Here is a 16,778-nt window from a genome sequence, read left to right on the forward strand (position 1 = left end):
CGATGAGCAAGGACGACATTTTCGACACCAGCGTGCTCGACGACAGCTGGCTGACCGTTGACCAGCTGGCGGCCGCCTGCGCGGTGGAGGTGAGCTGGCTGCACCAGCGCCTCGACGCCGGCCTCTTTCCCCATGCCGAATGCGTGGCCGGGGTGTGGCGCTTCAACGGCCCGTGCCTGAGTCGGGCGCGGCGCATGCGCGAGCTGGAGCGCAACTTCGACGCGGTGCCGGAACTGGCGGCGCTGTTCGCCGACCTGCTCGACGAGATGGACGCACTGCGCGCGCGGCTGCGCCAGGCCGGGCTGGACTGAGCCCCAACGAAAAAGGCGCCTGCCGGCGCCTCTTTCATGACCTGACCCGACCCGGTTATCGGAACACGATGGTCTTGCGCCCGTGCACCAGCACCCGGTCCTCCAGGTGGTAGCGCAGGCCGCGGGCGAGCACGGTTTTCTCGATGTCCTTGCCGTAGCGGACCATGTCCTCCACCGCGTCGGAGTGGTCGATGCGGATCACGTCCTGTTCGATGATGGGCCCCTGGTCGAGGTCCTCGGTCACGTAGTGGCAGGTGGCGCCGATGAGCTTGACGCCCTTGGCCCAGGCCTGGTGATAGGGCTTGGCGCCGACGAAACTGGGCAGGAAGCTGTGGTGGATGTTGATGATGCGGCCCGGGTAGGCGGCGCACAGGTCGGGCGAGAGGATCTGCATGTAGCGCGCCAGCACCAGGGTGTCGCCGCGCACCTCCTCGAACAGGCGCCGGACCTCGGCATAGGCCGCCGCCTTGGTGTCGGCCGTGACCGGCACATGATGGAAGGGGATGCCGTGCCACTCGACGAAGCCGCGCAGGTCGGCATGGTTGGAGATCACGCACGGGATCTCCACGTCCAGCTCCTTGCTCTGCCAGCGGGCGAGCAGGTCGTACAGGCAGTGCTCCTGTTTCGACACCAGGATCACCACCCGCTTCTTGACCGCCGAATCGGTGATCTTCCAGTCCATCTGCAGCGCGTCCGCCAGCGGCGCGAAACGGCTGCGGAACTCGGCCAGATGGAACGGAATGGAGTCGGCCCGGATCTCGAAGCGCATGAAGTAGCGCCCCACCGGCTCGCCGTTGGCAGGCGGCTCGGCATGAAGCGAGGTCTCCAGGATCCAGCCGTTCAGATCGGCGATGAAGCCGGAGACCTTGGCGACGATGCCGACCTGATCGGGGCACGACGCCGACAGGGTGTAGAAGCGTTCTCGATGCATGGCGGGTCTGGGCGGCACGCCGGCGGGCGCGCCGCGCTCCTTCAGATGCGCTCGGAGGCGGCGAGGATCTCGCCCATGAGTTCGTCGTACTCGCGGGTGACCGGGAACTGCGGGAACTCGTCGATCACGTTCTGCGGCGGACGGAACAGGATGCCCGCGTGGGCCTCGCCGAGCATGGTGGTGTCGTTGTAGGAGTCCCCGGCGGCGATGACCTTGAAGTTGATTTCCTTGAAGCGGCGCACCGCCTCCTGCTTCTGGTTGGGCATGCGCAGATGGTAGTTCACCAGGAAGCCGTCGGCATCGGCCTCGAGCTTGTGGCAGAACAGGGTCGGGCGACCGAGCTGGTCCATGAGCGGCTTGGCGAACTCGTAGAAGGTGTCCGACAGGATGATGACCTGGAACCGGTCGCGCAGCGCATCGAGGAAGGCCTTGGCACCGGGCAGCGGGCTGAGCGTGCCGATGACCTTCTGGATGTCCGGCAGGCCCATCTTGTGCTCGCGCAGGATGTCGAGCCGGTACTGCATGAGCGTGTCGTAGTTCGGCTCGTCGCGGGTGGTGCGCTTGAGCGCGTCGATGCCGGTCACTTCGGCAAATTCCACCCAGATTTCGGGAATGAGCACGCCTTCGAGGTCAAGACAGACGAGTTGCACGGGATCGGCCCCTGTGTAGATGAGGAAAACCGCCGCATTCTAGCAGGTGCGCGCGGCCCTGCCGTGTGGTGAACACCACGACCCTGCGCCGCCGGTCGGATCGCGTTCGCGGATCATCGCAGGCGGTGGTTCGCAGCGGCCGGAATCCGGATTAACATACGGCGACGTACGGAATCTTGCTCCGGCGTCAACGAACGCCCACAATGGGCTCGACAACAACGCAGTACTGGCGGGGGAGAAATCGACCATGTCGCAACAAGTGATCGTGTCATTCGGCGCAGACAAGGATTACGAGTTCATCGTCCATCCGGCCGACAAGGCGGACATGGACAAGGATGCCGCGCGCGCCTGGCTGGCGCGGGAATTCGAGGATCTGGAATGCACGCCGAGCAATCCCATGGGCAAGATCCTGGTGCTCGACATGATCCTCAATGTCGCCAAATACGGCGGCGAAGCCCGCTTCCAGACCGGCGGGGACTGGGCCGGGCGCTTCGCCGCGGCGGTCGCCGCCTCGCTCGACCGGCCGGTGGTGAAGGTGGACGTGGCGGCCTTCGTGGTCGGCTGAGTGCGCATTCCGTCACCGCTGAAAAAACCCGCGCCTGACGCGGGTTTTTTCATGGCCGGGCCGCGCCTCAGCGCCCGAGCCGGTACAGGGCCACGCTGGCGAGGAAGTTCGGCTCCTCCTTGACCAACTCGCCGCGGTCGAAGCCCAGCCCCTCGCGGATCACGATGCCGTGCATCTCGCACAGGGCCTCGAAGTCGGCGATGGTGAAGAAGCGCACGTTGGGCGTGTTGTACCACTGGTAGGGCAGATCCTCGCCCACCGGCATGTGGCCATTGAGAATCGCCTGGCGATGGCGCCAGTAGGCGAAGTTGGGAAAGCTCACCACGGCTTCGCGGCCGACCCGCAGCATCTCCTCGAGAATACCCACGGTGTTGTGCACCGCCTGCAGCGACAGGCTCATGATCACATGATCGAAGAAGCCGTCCTCGAACCCGGCCAGCCCCTTCTCCAGATCGATCTGCATCACGTTGACGCCGTTGGCCACGCAGGCGCGCACGCCTTCCGGGGATTTCTCGACGCCGTAGCCGAGCACCTGACGGCTGTTCTCGAGATAGCGCAGCAGCTGGCCGTCGCCGCAGCCCAGGTCGAGCACCCGCTCGCCCGGTTCGATCCAGGCGGCGATCACTTCGTGGTCGTATCGCAGCGACGTTTTGGTCACGGCAGTTCTCCGGATGTCCGTTGGGCGTCTCCGCCGGCGCGCCGGGGGGCAGCGAGCGAATGCGAGCGTGGGGGTCGTTCATCTCACCTCGATACGGTCGAAGTAGGCCGACAGCACGCCATGGTACTGGGCGTCGTCGAGCAGGAAGGAATCATGCCCCGCCGCGCACTCGACCTCGGCGTAGCTCACGTGGCGGCGATTGTGCATCAGCGCGCTGACGATCTCGCGGCTGCGCTCGGGCGGGAAGCGCCAGTCGGTGGTGAATGACACCACCAGGAAGTCGGCCTGCGCCGCGGCCAGGGCGGCGTTGAGGTTGCCGGCATGCTCGAAGGCCGGATCGAAGTAGTCCAGCGCCTTGGTGGTGAGCAGGTAGGTGTTGGCGTCGAAGTAGCCGGCGAACTTCTTGCCCTGGTAGCGCAGGTAGGACTCGATCTCGAATTCCACGTCGTAGCTGAACACCTGCTTGCCATGACGCAGGCTGCGGCCGAATTTCTCCGCCATCGCGTCGTCCGACAGGTAGGTGATGTGGCCGACCATGCGCGCCAGCTTGAGGCCGCGTTCGGGCACCACGCCATGGGCGTAGAAGTTGCCACCGTGGAAATCCGGATCGGTGAGGATGGCCTGGCGGGCCACCTCGTTGAAGGCGATGTTCTCCGCCGACAGCTTGGGAGAGGCCGCGATCACCACCGCGTGGCCGACGCGGTCGGGATACAGCAGGGTCCACGACAGGGCCTGCATGCCGCCCAGGCTGCCGCCGACGATGGCGGCGAAACGCTCGATGCCCAGAGCATCGGCCAGGCGCGCCTGCGATTCGACCCAGTCCTCGACGCTCACGAACGGGAACTCCGCCCCGTACGGCTGCCCGGTGGCCGGATTGACCGAGGCCGGGCCGGTGCTGCCGTAGCAGCCGCCCAGGTTGTTGACGCCGATGACGAAGAACTTGCGCGTGTCGAGCGGCTTGCCCGGCCCGACCAGGTTGTCCCACCAGCCGATGTTGTTGGGCGCGTCGGCGTAGTGCCCGGCCACGTGATGGGAGCCGGACAGGGCGTGGCACACCAGCACCGCGTTGCTGCGCGCGGCGTTCAGTTCGCCATAGGTCTCGTAGACCAGTTCGTATTCGTCGAGCCGGCCGCCGCTCCTGAGCGCCAGCGGCTCGGTGAAGCGCAGGCGCTGTGGCGTGACCACCCCGACGGATTGAGGTTGCGTCATGGTTGTTCCGAAAAAGCAAAAACCCGGTCGGCGTCTGGCGCGGACCGGGTTGCCCTCGCTTTAGCCGAATTTTTTGAGCGCCCGCAAGCTGATGTCAAATCGGCGCTATGGAGGGGAAATTAGCCGCCCCCGCCGCGTTTGTCAAACCTGGGCCAGGCGGTCGACCGCCTCGTGCACCCGGTCCTGCTCGTCCATCTTGAGGATGCGTTGCACCTTGGGCGCCAGCTCGCCCACGTCGGCACGCAGGATCTCCTGCTTGACGCCGAGCAGCTGGGTCGGCTGCATGGAGAAGTGCTTCAGGCCCATGCCCAGCAGCAACCGGGTGTAGGCCGGATCGCCCGCCATCTCGCCGCACACCGACACCGGCAGACCGTAGCGCGCGCCCGCCTGGATGGTGCCGCCGATGAGCTTGAGCACGGCCGGATGGAGCGGATCGTACAGGTGCGCCACCGCCTCGTCGGTGCGGTCGATGGCCAGGGTGTACTGGATCAGGTCGTTGGTGCCGATGGACAGGAACTGCAAGCGGCGCACGAACATGCCCAGGGCCAGGGCCGCCGCGGGCACCTCGATCATGCCGCCGACCTCGACCTTGGGATCGAACTTGTGCTTGGTGTCGCGCAGCTGTTCCTTGGCCTGTTCGACCATGGCCAGGCACTGGTCCATCTCGTGCGCATGGGCCAGCATGGGCAGCAGGATCTTGAGCTTGCCGTGATGCGAGGCGCGCAGCAGCGCCCGCAGCTGGGTCAGGAACATCTTCGGTTCCGACAGCGAATAGCGCACCGCGCGCAGACCCAGCGCCGGATTGGTTTCGGTGCTGCGCTTGCCGACCGTCTCGAGCGCCTTGTCGGCACCGGCGTCGAGGGTACGGATGGTCACCGGCGCGCCGCCCATGTACTTGAGGGCCGCGCGATAGGCCTCGAACTGCTCGTCCTCGCCGGGCAGGGCGTGGCGGTTGAGGAACAGGAACTCGGTGCGGAACAGCCCCACGCCGTCGGCGCCCACCTTCCTCGCCTCGCCCGCATCCTTGGGCAGCTCGATGTTGGCCAGCAGGTGGATGGCCTCGCCGTCGAGCGTGGTCGGCCGGGCGCTCTTGAGCCGCTGCAGCTTGTTGCGCTCCAGCTCCAGTTCGGCCTGGCGCAGGCGATATTCCTCGAGGATGCGCTCGTCCGGCTCGATGATGACGACACCGCGGGTGCCGTCGATGATGATGAGCTCGTTGTCCTCGACCAGCTGGCGGATGTTGTGCAGGGCCACCACCGCGGGGATGCCCTGGCTGCGGGCGACGATGGCGGTATGGCTGGTGGGCCCGCCCACGTCGGTGACGAAGCCGGCAATGTCATGATCGCGAAAGCCGATGGTGTCGGCCGGCGACAGGTCGTGCGCCACCACGATGGTGGCCATCGCGGACTTGCGTTTGCGCGGCAGTCGGCCCGGATGGCCGAGCAGCACCTTGACCACCCGCTCGACCACCTGGATCACGTCGGCCTTGCGCTCGCGCAGGTAGGCATCCTCGATCTGGTCGAACTGCTCGATGAGCAGCTCCATCTGCTGCACCAGGGCCCATTCGGCGTTGCAGCGGCGCTCCTCGATGAGCCCGCGCGCCGCGTCGACGAGCATCGGATCGTCGAGAAACATGACATGCAGATCGACCAGGGCGCCCATCTCGGTATGCACCTGGTTTTCCGCAGCGACCGTGCGTAACTCGCGCAGGTCCTCGCGCACCGCCGCGACCGCGGCATCGAAACGCTCGCGTTCCGCCTTGATCTGGCGCGGCGCGAGGTGATAGTGATTGACCTCGAGCAGGGCATGCGAGACCAGATGCGCATGGCCGATCGCAATGCCGTGCGAGACGGCCAGTCCGTGCAGTGTGAATGGCATGGGGTGCCGCTCCTCCCTCGATCCTCGTTGTTGTCCGGGCGCCTCTGACGGGCGCTTGGCTTATTCGTCTTCGCCGAAGCGGTCGGCGATCAGCGCGACCAGGGCGTCCAGCGCCGCCGCATCGTTCTCGCCGATGGTGTCGATGGTCACCGTCGCGCCCTTGGCCGCGGCCAGCATCATGACCCCCATGATGCTCTTGGCATTGACACGGCGCCCTTCGCGCTCGAGCCAGACCTCGCACGGAAAGCTGCTCGCCAGCTGGGTCAGCTTGGCCGAGGCGCGGGCATGCAGGCCCAGGCGGTTGATGATTTCGACGTCTTGTTTGGGCATGGGAATCTGTTGGGTCGTGAGTCTCTAAAGCGGCTTCATCCGCACAATGCCGTCACAGGCGCCCGTGACGGCCCGTTCCACCAGCGCCTCGAGCGGACCGTGCTCGCGGTAGGTCAGCACCCGCAGCAGCATGGGCAGGTTCAGCCCGGCCAGCCCGAGCACGCGGCCCGGCTGGAGCAGCTTCATGGCCAGGTTGGCGGGACTGGCACCGAACAGGTCGGCCATCACCAGCACGCCGTCGCCGCGGTCCAGCTCGGTGACGAGCCGGCGTGCTTCGGGCAGCAGGTCGCTCGGATCGTCCCGGGGCATGACCGCCAGCGCCCGCAGTTGCGCCGGGCTGCGGTTGAGCACATGGCACACGCATTCGATCAGCACTTCGCCGAGCGTCGCATGCGTGACAAGCAGGAGTCCGACCATGATGGCCTCGCCGATGGCAGTGGCTTCGATTGTAGCCGAGCCGTCTGCCCCGTGGGCCGCGCGTGCGGTGCCGCTCAGTCGTCGAGCACGGTGTAGTGGGTGTCCCCCAGCGGCTTCATCCGTGCGGCCATGTCGCGGGTGACGGTGATGGCACCGTCGGCGTCCACCCGCAGCACGTCAGCGACATCGTAGCGGCGCGCCATCTCGCGCCAGTGGTGTGCGGCGATGAAGATCGGCTTGCTGGCCACGTCGGAGAGCACGCCGGCGCCGTGCCGGGGCGTGACCAGCACGGTCACCGCCTCGGTCCCCATGGCGGGCGATCCGGTGCGCGGATCGATGAGGTGGCAGTAGCGCTTGCCGTCCACCTCGAAGTAGCGCTGATAGTCGCCGGAGGTGCCGATGGCCTCGCCGTCGTAGAGCGCCAGCGCCGCGATGGGCGTCGGCGCGCGCGGATGCTGGATGCCGATCTGCCAGGGCTGGCCGCCCTTGCTGCCCAGCGCCATCACGTTGCCGCCGATGTTGATGAGCGCGTTGCGCACGCCCTTGGCACGCAGGATCGCCGCCGCCCGGTCGAGGGCGTAGCCCTTGGCGTAGCCGCCCAGATCGAGCTGCACGTCGCGGTTGTCGGACCACACCCGGGTGCCGTCGATGTGCAGGTCGGCCATGCTCGGCGCGCTGACCACCAGGGCCTGGACCGCCTTGGGGTCGGGCAGTCTGGGCACGAAGGTGTCGGTGTGGAAGCCCCACAGGGCGATGAGCTTGCCCAGGGCCGGATTGAACAGCTCGTCGCCCCGGGCCGCCAGTGCCTTGGCATCGGTCAGCATCGCCGCCAGCTCGGGGCGCACATGGGTCGTCTCGCCGCGGGCGATGGCCGCGTTGAGGTCGGTCAGCTCCGAGGGTTGCCAGGCATGGTAGGCCCGGTGCATGCGGTCGAACTCGCGCAGTACCGCGCCCATGGCGGCACCGGCGCTGGCCTCGTCGTCACCCCAGACCGCCACCTCGACCCGGGTGCCGAACACGTAGCTCTCCCGATGCCAGACCTGCTCGCGGGCACAGCCTGCCAGCAACAGAGCGAGAACGACGAGGGCGAACAGACGGCGCATGGAAGCACTTCGGCAATCGGGCGGAAGGCGCCAGTCTAACGGCTTCAGGACGCGCTTGCGCGGCGCAGGCGCTCGATGCGCTCGGGCGTGGACGGATGGCTCGACAGATAGTCGCTCCAGTGCCCGTCGGCCGCGTCGGCGTCGATCTTGCCGTCCTTGACCGCCTGACGGGTCAGGGCATCGAGCATGTCGGCCAGCAGCAGGGGCGACTGGCCGGTCTTCCGGAGCAGCGCCGCGCCGTAGTCGTCCGCTTCGCGCTCGAAGTCGCGCGAATACGCGGAATTGAGCAGCACCGTGGCTCCGCCGGTGGCCAGGGTGCTCACGTCGCCGGTCCACAGGCTGACCACCGCAGCCAGCAGGGAGGCCTGGATGAGATTGCGCAGCCCGTGGCGGTAATGCACATGGCCCAGCTCATGGGCGATGACCGCCGCCACATGAGCGTCGTCGGGCGCGAGCTTGACCAGCGCATCGGTCACCACCACGTCGCCGCCGGGCAGGGCGAAGGCATTGGCGCCGATGTCGGGGGCGTCGCGAAAATGCAGGTGCACCGGATCGGGCCGGCTGCGCGCCGCCAGCAGCGGCGCCACCGCCGCCTCGATGCCCGCCCGGCGCGCGGCACTGAGTCCGGTCGGCTTGAGCAGCCGGGTCTTGTCGAGGGCGTCGATCACATGGCCGTCGAGGGCATCGACCGCCGGTTGCGGCAAGGCCACCGCCACCGCCCGGGCCACCAGCGGCAGGCCCCAGCGATAGCCGGCGAAGCCGACCAGCAGCAACAGCACGATGGCGATCAGCACCCGATGGCCGCTGCCCTGCCACACCGTGATCGCACGCTCGCGATGCCCGCTCGCGGCGAGGAAGGCGCTCAGCGCCGGGCCCTGCAGCACCTCGCAGCTGCGCCCGCCCGGCAGGTCGACGCGGCGGGTGGCGCCGAGCGGCTCGTGCCAGCGCAGGTCGGCCAGGGACAGGCGCTCGCGCCGGCCGCTGTCGTCGAGGAAGAGCAGATCCACACCGGCGCCGGCCACCTGCAGGCGCACCGGCACCGGGCGGCTCGACTGGCCGTCGAACAGACGCGCGTCGATGCCGGCCGCGCCCGCCATCAGAAGCCCAGATCGATGTCGAGCAGGTCGGCGGCTTCCTCGCCCAGGACCCGGACTTCGGCCTCCTGCACGGCGACGAAGTCGTCGAGCGACCCGGCCGGCAGCATGGCGATGTGCTCGACCCGATAGCGGTGCAGGCGCACCACCGCGAACGGGCGGTAGAGGCCGAGGGTGATCGCGGTGAGCAGCCAGTTGGTGAGCACGATGAACATGTAGCGGCGCGCCCGCATCTGCGAGAGGAAGCCGTGGTCGCCCAGGTTGCTGCGGTTGAGCACCAGGTTGGTGAGGCGGACGCTGATGTAGGGGGCGATGAGGGCCAGACCGACATACACGCCGATGACCACGAAGCCCACGCTCGACATGACCGCCATGCGCTGCGCGTCGGGGCCGACGGCGCGCGCGGAACCGAACATGACGGTGCTGATGCCGAGGGCCGCGAAGGCCGCCACCACGAGGATGAACACCAGCCCGGCGCCGAGCAGCATGCGGTAGATCGGCCCCACCGGCAGGTCCACCTCGAAGTCCTCGTTGCCGAAGCGCAAGTGGTTCACCAGGTAGCGCCGCTGCGCCGCGAGCGCGTAGGGGGTGAGGATGCCGAGGGTCAGGCCAGCGGCGATCGGCCACAGGATCCAGGCCTTGGCGGCCTCGCCGGCGGTGCCGGTGAAGCGGAAGCGCAGGCCGCGCCAGCTGGTGTTGTGGGCGCGGAAGCGCATCGCCCGCGAGATCATCCAGGGCAGCAGCACCAGGAAGATCACCGACACCAGCAGGTTGAGGAAGGGGTTGAACTTGGAAGCCAGGTTGCCGACGATCAGCACCGAGACCACCAGCAGGCGCCCCTTGAGGATCTTGATCGGATCGGCGTGGTACTCGAAGGGCGAGCGGTCGAGCACCGTGTTGTTGAGAAAGTAGCGCTCGCGCCGCACCTTGGCCCAGGCCGAGTAGATGCCCAGGGTGACGATGGACAGCAGCACGTTGACGATCCAGATGCGGAAATAGGCGCCGCCCGAGCCGGTGAAGCTCAAGGGCAGGCGGTCGTGGACGGGCGCGGGCGGCACCTGCGCGGGCAGGGTGTCGGGGGCGTTCATGGCGGGTTCCTGAGCGTGTTCTTGTCGGAGCGGAACACTACCACAGCCATGCCGTATGGATGAGGTCGTCCGTCACACCCGCGCGGCGGCCGGCCGAATCCTCAGGCGGCCTCGAGCGCCGAGACCACCTGATCGGCCACCGCATAGCCCTGCTGCTGATGGATCTCGACCATGCAGGTGGGGCTGGTGACGTTCACCTCGGTGAGGCAGCCGCCGATCACGTCGAGGCCGACGATGAGCAGCCCGCGCGACCACAGCACCGGCGCCAGCGCCTCGGCGATCTCGCGCTCGCGCTCGCTCAGCGGCATCGCCACGCCGCGACCGCCGGCGGCCAGGTTGCCGCGGGTCTCGCCGGCCTTGGGGATGCGCGCCAGGCTGTAGGGCACCACCTCGCCGCCGATGATGAGCACCCGCTTGTCGCCCTCGACGATCTGCGGCAGATAGCGCTGCGCCATGATGGTGCGCGCGCCGTGTTCGGTCAGGGTCTCGATGATGGCGTTGCGGTTCGGGTCGTCGGCGCGCACCCGGAAGATGCCGGCCCCACCCATGCCGTCGAGCGGCTTGAGGATGGCATCGCCCATGTCGTCGATGAAGGCATTGAGGTCGTCGGCCGCGCGCGCCACCAGGGTGGGCGCGGTGAACTCGGCGAATTCGGTGATGGCGATCTTCTCCGAGTGGTCGCGCACCGCGCGCGGATGGTTGAACACCCGCGCGCCGGCCGCCACGGCGCGCTCGAGCAGCCAGGTGGCGGTGATGTATTCGAAGTCGAAGGGCGGGTCCTGGCGCATCAGCACCGCATCGAAGGCGGTCAGCGGCTCGGTCGTCGTCTCGCCGGCGACATACCAGTGGGCGTCGTCGTCCGACACGGTCAGCGCCTGGGCACGGGCGCGCACCTCGCCCTCGCGCCACATCAGGTCGGGGCGCAGGATGGCGAAGACGTGGTGCCCGCGCGCCTGGGCGGCACGCATGATGGCGACGCTCGAATCCTTGTAGGCCTTGAGGCCGGGCAGCGGGTCGAGGATGAAGGCCAGACGCATCAGGGAGTCTCTTGTTGCGGATCGACGGGAGGCGGGCGCAGGCCGACATACACCCGGCGCCCGACGTAGAAACCGGCGGCCAGGATGATCAGGCTCACCGGCAGGATCACCACCGCCCCGGTCAGCGACATCATGTCCGCGTCGGTGTTGGCGGCGGCCAGCGACAGGGCGCCGACGAGGAGCACCGCACCGGTCGCCGCGCCGCCGGCCACCGCGATCAGCAGCGCCAGCGGTCCCGGCACCCGGTTCATGCGGCCGCCTGTTCCAGCTCGGTCGAGGCGGTCTCCTCGATCTCCACCGCGGCGGCGAGCAGCGCCAGGCGCGCGACCACGCCGTAGGCATAGAAGCGGTTGGGCGGTGCGTCGGGCCCCTGCGCGGCGTCCGGCAGGGTGCAGCAGGTCTCGAAGGCGAGCGGCTTGAAATGCATGCCCGGGGCGTTGAGGTTCTCGTCGCGACCGCGCTCGGTGTGCACCCGGTAGAAACCGCCCACCACGTAGTGGTCCATCATGTAGACCACCGGCTCGGCCACCGCGTCGGCGCAGGTCTCGAAGGTGTGCACCCCTTCCTGGATGATCACCTCCTGCACCTGCAGGCCTTCCTTGATGACACTCATCTTGTTGCGCTGGCGACGATTGAGCCCCTGCACCTCGGAGGCGTCCCGCACCGTCATCACGCCCATGCCGTAGGTCCCGGCGTCGGCCTTGACGACCACGAAGGGCTCGTCGCTGACGCCGTATTCCTTGTACTTGGCGCGGATGCGCCCGAGCAGTGCGTCCACCTGCGCGGCGAGGCACTCTTCGCCGGTGCGCTCCTTGAAGTTGATCTGGCCGCACACCCCGAACTCGGGATTGATGCGCCACGGATCGATGCCGATCACCTGGGCGAACTCCTGGGCGATGCGCGAGTAGGCGCGGGCGTGGTTGGACTTGCGCCGCGTGTGCCAGCCGGCATGCAGCGGCGGGATCAGCCACTGGCCGTCGAGGTTGCGCAGCACGTCGGGCACGCCGGCGGACAGATCGTTGTTGAGCAGCACCGCGCACGGTTCGAAGTTCTTCACCCCCAAGCTGCCACCGCGGCGCTCGAGCGGCTCGAGCAGCAAGGTGGCGCCATTGGCCAGTTCCAGCGTGGTCGGCTCGGTGACCTCCGGCGAGAGGCTGCCGATGCGCACCTCGAGCCCGGTCAGGCGCAGGATGGCCACCAGCTGCGCCACGTTCTGCAGGTAGAACTGGTTGCGGGTGTGGTTCTCGGGGATCAGCAGCAGCCGGCGCGCATCGGGGCAGATGCGCTCGATGGCCGCCTGCGCTGCCTGCACGCACAGGGGCAGGAAGGACTCGTTCAGGTTGTTGAAGCCGCCGGGGAACAGGTTCAGATCCACCGGCGCCAGCTTGAAGCCGGAATTGCGCAGATCGGTCGAGCCGTAGAACGGCGGACGGGTCTCCTGCCACTGGGCGCGGAACCACTGCTCGATCTCGGTGCGATGGTCGAGGAAGTTGCGCTCCAGATCCAGCAGCGGACCGGTCAGCGCGGTCGTCAGATGAGGGACCATGCCGTTGTTACTCCTTGTGCCGGCACACGCCGGACGTCGTCGGTTTTTCGGCGCATCTTACACCTTTGTGGCGCCCCGCCTGCACGGGGGAAGACCCGCATCGGCACCCCCCGGCGGCGGCGGGACGCTCCCGGATGACCCGCAACGATCCGATGCGTTCAATGTCATGGACGGAAAGCGATGATCCCGCATCATCGTCTGGCACCCCCTGCAGACGATCATCCCATTGATTATGCTTCGGTTTCTTTTCAATCCCGGCGGACAACGCCCTCTTTTTCCGACATGACGGCGCGACCATCGCCACACCGGAGACGCGGCACCCGGCGCTCAGGCCAGCGGCAGGGTGGCGCTCACGCACACCCCGTCGCCGTCCGGCAGGTTCCGGGCCGACAGGCTACCGCCGTGGAAGCCGGCGATGAGCCGTGCCACGTACAGCCCCAGCCCGAGGTGCGGATCCTCGCCGCCGTCGCCCTGACGCCCCGACACCATCGACTCGAACAGACGCCCTTCGAGCGCCTCGGGCAGGCGCGGGCCCCGGTTGGCGACGCTCAGGCGGGCGGCGTGCTCATCGATGGCGAGTTCGACGCGCACCGGCGTCTCAGGGATGGCGAAGTCCGCCGCATTGTCCACCAGCTTGTCGAGCAGCTGGGCCGCCAGATCCGGGGCGCCACGCACCCACACCGGCATGCCCGGCAACACGGCCTCCAGGCGGGTCTCGCCATGGGCGAGGCGGTAACCCTGCACGCATTCGCCCACCACGGCGCGCAGGTCGAAACGCTCTGGCGTGGTGGTCGCGAGCGCCTGCTCCATGCGGGTCGCCTCGCTCATGCGCGAGAGGATGCGGGTGAGCCGGGTGAGCCCCGCGTTGGCGCGCTCGATGTAAGCCTGGGCCGAGTCCGGCAGCGGATCGAGCTGCAGGTTTTCCAGCGAGGAGCGCACCACCGCAATCGGCGTGCGCAGCTCGTGCGACAAGCGGCTCGCCATGCTCTCCAGATAGCCATGGTGCTGGGCAAGCCGCGCGAGCAGACGCGAGAAGCTGCGCGACAGGTCGCCCACCTCGTCACCGGCGGTGGAGGCGGCGGTGAGCGGGCCGATGCGCCCACGCGCGTCCACCGCGCTCTCCGCCTCGTCGCGCAGACGGCGGATACGCCAGGACAGACGCGAGGCGAAACCGAGCAGCACCACGGTGGCGATGGCCAGCCCGGTCAGGCTCAGCAGCGTGAGGCGCTCGATGGCGCGGTCGCGCACCGCGAGGATGCTGTGGGTGCTCTCCTCGACCACCACCGCGCCCTGGACCCGGTCGGCCACCCAGATCGGATGGGCCGCGGCCACCACCACCACGTCGCCCTTGCCGATCGGGCGCACCCACGACGCGGTGGCGCCGAACAGGGCATTGGACACCGCCCGCCCGCTGGGCGGCGTCGTATCCGCAAGCAGGGCCTTGACCTCGGCACGCTCGCGCACGTCGGCGCCGGTCAGGTGCCGCCACCATCGGGTCACCGGCCCGGGGCCCCGCTCCGCCTCGGGGCTCACCAGCGCGCCGCTCATGGCCACCACCTCGAGGTCCCGATCGATCACCCAGATGCGCGCCGAGTTGCGCTCCAGCCCGCGCAGGATCGCCGCCACCTCGCGTGCACCGTCCACCGCCGGCGGTGCCGGATGGCGCACGGCGGCATCGGGTGACGGCGCGGGCAGCGCCGGCATGCTGGAGATGCTCAGGTCGAGCACCTCCTCGTTGGGGAGGATGGATTCCTTCAGGCTCACCGCCCCCCGCCCGGGGCGGGCGAACAGCTGCGGGCGCTCGTGCAGCGCGGTGGCGACCGCGCGTGCCGTGGCCACCAGGGCGGCCTGCTGGCCTTCGCGCAGGAAACGCTCCATCTCGTGCACATACTGGTAGCCGACCCAGGGCAGCGCCAGCAGGAGCAGGGAGACGAGCGCGAGTTTGACGCGCAGGCTGAAGCGCAGCTTCATGCGCGCGCACCGGCGACGAGGTCGTCGCGAGGCTCGGCCACCGCCGCGAGGCTGACGCTGGCCGTCCGCGCACGCGGCTTGGCGGCAAATGCGTGGCGTGTCAAATTTTTAGACGACATCGTGCACTTTGCGTGGTACAACTAGCCTCGCAACAAATTGAAATACAAGCATACACACCGCGCCATTCCGGACTTTCAGGGCCATCTCTGTGGGGGGCAGAGCCATGACCACGTACGCCATCATCTTCAAGGGCGAGCTGCGCGACGGCTTCGTCCGCGACGCCGTCATGGCCGCCTTCAGGGAACGTGCCAATCTCACGGCCGCTCAAGTCGAGCAGGTCTTTTCCGGCGCCAAGGTGACGCTCAAGAAGGGACTGACCCGCGACGAGGCCAAACGTTTCGCCCGCGACATGCGCGCCCTGGGCATGCATGTGCTCGCCGCCGCCCCCCGCCCATGGCCCCCGCGCCGCAGGAAGAAGGCTACCGCATCCACTTCGACGGCCAGGTCGTCGACGGCTTCTCCCGCGAAGCGGTGATGCTCACCGCCAGCGCGCGCCTCAAGTTCACCGATGCGCAGCGCGACCGGCTGTTTTCCGGGCAGGAGGTCGTCATGAAGCGCGGGCTGAGCGAAGACAAGGCCCGCCATTACCTCGACACCCTGCGCAAGCTCGGCATGAACGCGCGCGTCGAGCCGCCGCTGCCGGCGCCGGCACCCAATCCCATGCTCGACGCCGCCGAGGCCTCGCTGGTGGAAACCCAGCTCGCCCAGCAGTCCGCGTACAACTTCGAGGAGACCTTCCACAGCAGCTCCACCCTCGAGATGGCGCAGGAGGCGATGGCGGCGGACGACATCCATCCCGCGCTGCGTGCGGCGGTCGCGCCACCGGCCGCAGCGCCCAGCGACCCAAGTACGCATGTGGCCACGGTGATCAACGACGACATCGTCCGGGCCTATGCCGACGAACTGGCCGAGGCGGCGCCTGATCCGGCCGTCGAGGCCTTGCGCGCAGCTCACGATGCCATCCCCGCCACGCCGGCACCGCCGAGCAGCCCGCCGCCCCCCGAACCGGACATCGCGCCGGTCGCCGCCGTCGCGGAGGACCCGCGTGCCGGCGCGCCAGAGGACGCGGACGAAATGCCCGCCGAGGCCGACGCGCCGCCCGCCGCGGCCGGCGGCGCCACACGCACGCTGGCGGTGGTCCTCGGGGTCGTGGTGGTGGCCGCCCTCATCGCCTGGTGGCTGGCATAGGGGCCGCTCAGGCGGCTTTCCACCGGTAACCCGCGCCGTAGACACTCTCGATCCGGTCGAAATCCGGGTCGAGCATGGCGAATTTCTTGCGGATCCGCTTGACGTGCGAGGTGATGGTGCCGTCGTCCACCACCAGCTTGGCGTCCGCCATGAGCTGATCCCGGCTCTTCACATGGCCCGGATGCCGGGCCAGGGTATGCACCATCCAGAATTCGGTCAGCGTCAGCGGCACCGCCTCACCGCGCCATGAGGCGGTCAGGCGACTGATGTCCAGGTGCAGATCCTCGCGCTCGAGCAGTTCCTCGCGCGGGGTGCTGTCGGCCAGCACATCGAGGCGCCGGAACAGGGCCGCGACCCGCGCCAGCAGGTGCGGCAGGCTGATGTCCTTGGTGAGGTAGTCGTCCGCCCCCAGACGCAGGCCCGAGACCACGTCGAAATCGCTGTCGCGGGCGGTGAGGAAGATGATGGGCACCCGCTGCGACAGGGCCCGCAGCTCCGAACACAGGGTGAAGCCCCCTTCGGGCTCGTCGCCCAGCCCCACGTCGATGATGGCCAGATCGGGCAGCCGGCCGCGGAAGGCGGCGAGCGCACCGGGCCGATCGGCATAGGCGGCCACCTCGTAGCCCTGACGCGCGAACGCCTCCGAGTAGTTGGCCCGGATGGCGGCTTCGTCTTCGACAATGGCGATGCGGCGTCCCATGGGGCGCTACTTTAGCACCGCGATCCACCCCCCGGCGCGGTG

Annotated in this window: 19 protein-coding genes; 4 read left to right on the forward strand and 15 right to left on the reverse strand. The window is 68.5% G+C overall.

All coding sequences use genetic code 11. From position 1 onward, the window contains the following. The first annotated feature begins 2 nt into the window (after positions 1-2). Positions 3-311, forward strand: a complete 309-nt coding sequence (locus tag G3580_RS18380; protein ID WP_173767987.1) for a chaperone modulator CbpM — start codon at positions 3-5, stop codon at positions 309-311. A gap of 55 nt (positions 312-366) precedes the next feature. On the opposite strand, the gene purU is transcribed toward G3580_RS18380, so the two are convergent. Beyond that, positions 367-1,242, reverse strand: coding sequence for a formyltetrahydrofolate deformylase (gene purU / locus G3580_RS18385; RefSeq protein WP_173767989.1), 876 nt, complete (start codon positions 1,240-1,242; stop codon positions 367-369). A gap of 41 nt (positions 1,243-1,283) precedes the next feature. Next, the gene (thrH, locus tag G3580_RS18390; RefSeq protein ID WP_173767991.1) at positions 1,284-1,892 is read right to left on the reverse strand and encodes a bifunctional phosphoserine phosphatase/homoserine phosphotransferase ThrH; all 609 of its coding nucleotides are present in this window, start codon (positions 1,890-1,892) and stop codon (positions 1,284-1,286) included. A 247-nt stretch (positions 1,893-2,139) separates the two neighbouring features. Here thrH and G3580_RS18395 point away from each other — a divergent pair, with 247 nt between their 5' ends. Continuing rightward, on the forward strand, positions 2,140-2,457 hold the full coding sequence (locus tag G3580_RS18395) for a hypothetical protein (protein ID WP_173767993.1): 318 nt from the start codon (positions 2,140-2,142) through the stop codon (positions 2,455-2,457). Between the two features lie 67 nt (positions 2,458-2,524). On the opposite strand, the gene metW is transcribed toward G3580_RS18395, so the two are convergent. The 12 genes from metW to G3580_RS18455 form a co-directional block, all read right to left on the reverse strand. Next, positions 2,525-3,115 (reverse strand): methionine biosynthesis protein MetW, encoded by a 591-nt coding sequence (gene metW / locus G3580_RS18400; RefSeq protein ID WP_173767995.1) that lies wholly within the window; start codon positions 3,113-3,115, stop codon positions 2,525-2,527. Between the two features lie 78 nt (positions 3,116-3,193). Next, positions 3,194-4,324 (reverse strand): homoserine O-succinyltransferase MetX, encoded by a 1,131-nt coding sequence (gene metX, locus G3580_RS18405; protein ID WP_173767996.1) that lies wholly within the window; start codon positions 4,322-4,324, stop codon positions 3,194-3,196. 141 nt (positions 4,325-4,465) lie between these two features. Then, complete coding sequence (gene ptsP, locus G3580_RS18410) at positions 4,466-6,202, reverse strand: phosphoenolpyruvate--protein phosphotransferase (RefSeq protein WP_173767998.1); 1,737 nt, start codon at positions 6,200-6,202, stop codon at positions 4,466-4,468. Positions 6,203-6,262: 60 nt separating this feature from the next. Then, positions 6,263-6,532, reverse strand: coding sequence for an HPr family phosphocarrier protein (locus G3580_RS18415; protein WP_173768000.1), 270 nt, complete (start codon positions 6,530-6,532; stop codon positions 6,263-6,265). A 24-nt stretch (positions 6,533-6,556) separates the two neighbouring features. Then, entirely contained in the window at positions 6,557-6,949 is a 393-nt protein-coding gene (locus G3580_RS18420) for a PTS sugar transporter subunit IIA (RefSeq protein WP_173768002.1), read from the reverse strand. Positions 6,950-7,023: 74 nt separating this feature from the next. Then, positions 7,024-8,052: an FAD:protein FMN transferase gene (locus tag G3580_RS18425; RefSeq protein WP_173768004.1), complete on the reverse strand. Its 1,029-nt coding sequence runs from the start codon at positions 8,050-8,052 to the stop codon at positions 7,024-7,026. Positions 8,053-8,096: 44 nt separating this feature from the next. Further along, positions 8,097-9,149: a M48 family metallopeptidase gene (locus G3580_RS18430; RefSeq protein WP_173768006.1), complete on the reverse strand. Its 1,053-nt coding sequence runs from the start codon at positions 9,147-9,149 to the stop codon at positions 8,097-8,099. Further along, complete coding sequence (locus G3580_RS18435; RefSeq protein ID WP_173768008.1) at positions 9,149-10,234, reverse strand: YjgN family protein; 1,086 nt, start codon at positions 10,232-10,234, stop codon at positions 9,149-9,151. Before G3580_RS18435 ends, G3580_RS18430 begins: the two co-directional genes overlap by 1 nt. Positions 10,235-10,335: 101 nt before the next feature. Next, positions 10,336-11,271, reverse strand: a complete 936-nt coding sequence (gene gshB / locus G3580_RS18440; protein ID WP_173768009.1) for a glutathione synthase — start codon at positions 11,269-11,271, stop codon at positions 10,336-10,338. Continuing rightward, the gene (locus G3580_RS18445; protein WP_173768011.1) at positions 11,271-11,522 is read right to left on the reverse strand and encodes a hypothetical protein; all 252 of its coding nucleotides are present in this window, start codon (positions 11,520-11,522) and stop codon (positions 11,271-11,273) included. Before G3580_RS18445 ends, gshB begins: the two co-directional genes overlap by 1 nt. Beyond that, positions 11,519-12,817, reverse strand: a complete 1,299-nt coding sequence (gshA, locus tag G3580_RS18450; protein ID WP_173768013.1) for a glutamate--cysteine ligase — start codon at positions 12,815-12,817, stop codon at positions 11,519-11,521. The genes G3580_RS18445 and gshA overlap by 4 nt, the downstream gene beginning before the upstream one ends. A 327-nt stretch (positions 12,818-13,144) precedes the next feature. Then, a complete protein-coding gene (locus tag G3580_RS18455) occupies positions 13,145-14,788 on the reverse strand; it encodes an ATP-binding protein (RefSeq protein WP_173768015.1) in 1,644 nt (547 codons plus the stop codon). 223 nt (positions 14,789-15,011) lie between these two features. On the opposite strand from G3580_RS18455, the gene G3580_RS18460 reads away from it, so the two are divergent. Further along, complete coding sequence (locus tag G3580_RS18460) at positions 15,012-15,323, forward strand: hypothetical protein (RefSeq protein WP_173768018.1); 312 nt, start codon at positions 15,012-15,014, stop codon at positions 15,321-15,323. After that, positions 15,242-16,036, forward strand: a complete 795-nt coding sequence (locus G3580_RS18465; RefSeq protein ID WP_173768020.1) for a hypothetical protein — start codon at positions 15,242-15,244, stop codon at positions 16,034-16,036. The genes G3580_RS18460 and G3580_RS18465 overlap by 82 nt, the downstream gene beginning before the upstream one ends. Positions 16,037-16,043: 7 nt before the next feature. Here the strand turns inward: G3580_RS18465 and pdsR are convergent, their stop codons facing one another. Continuing rightward, positions 16,044-16,736 (reverse strand): proteobacterial dedicated sortase system response regulator, encoded by a 693-nt coding sequence (pdsR, locus tag G3580_RS18470; RefSeq protein WP_173768022.1) that lies wholly within the window; start codon positions 16,734-16,736, stop codon positions 16,044-16,046. Positions 16,737-16,778: the final 42 nt, after the last annotated feature.

Origin of the sequence: Nitrogeniibacter mangrovi (assembly GCF_010983895.1) — a bacterium.
In the GTDB taxonomy this organism is placed as follows: Bacteria; Pseudomonadota; Gammaproteobacteria; order Burkholderiales; family Rhodocyclaceae; genus Nitrogeniibacter; species Nitrogeniibacter mangrovi.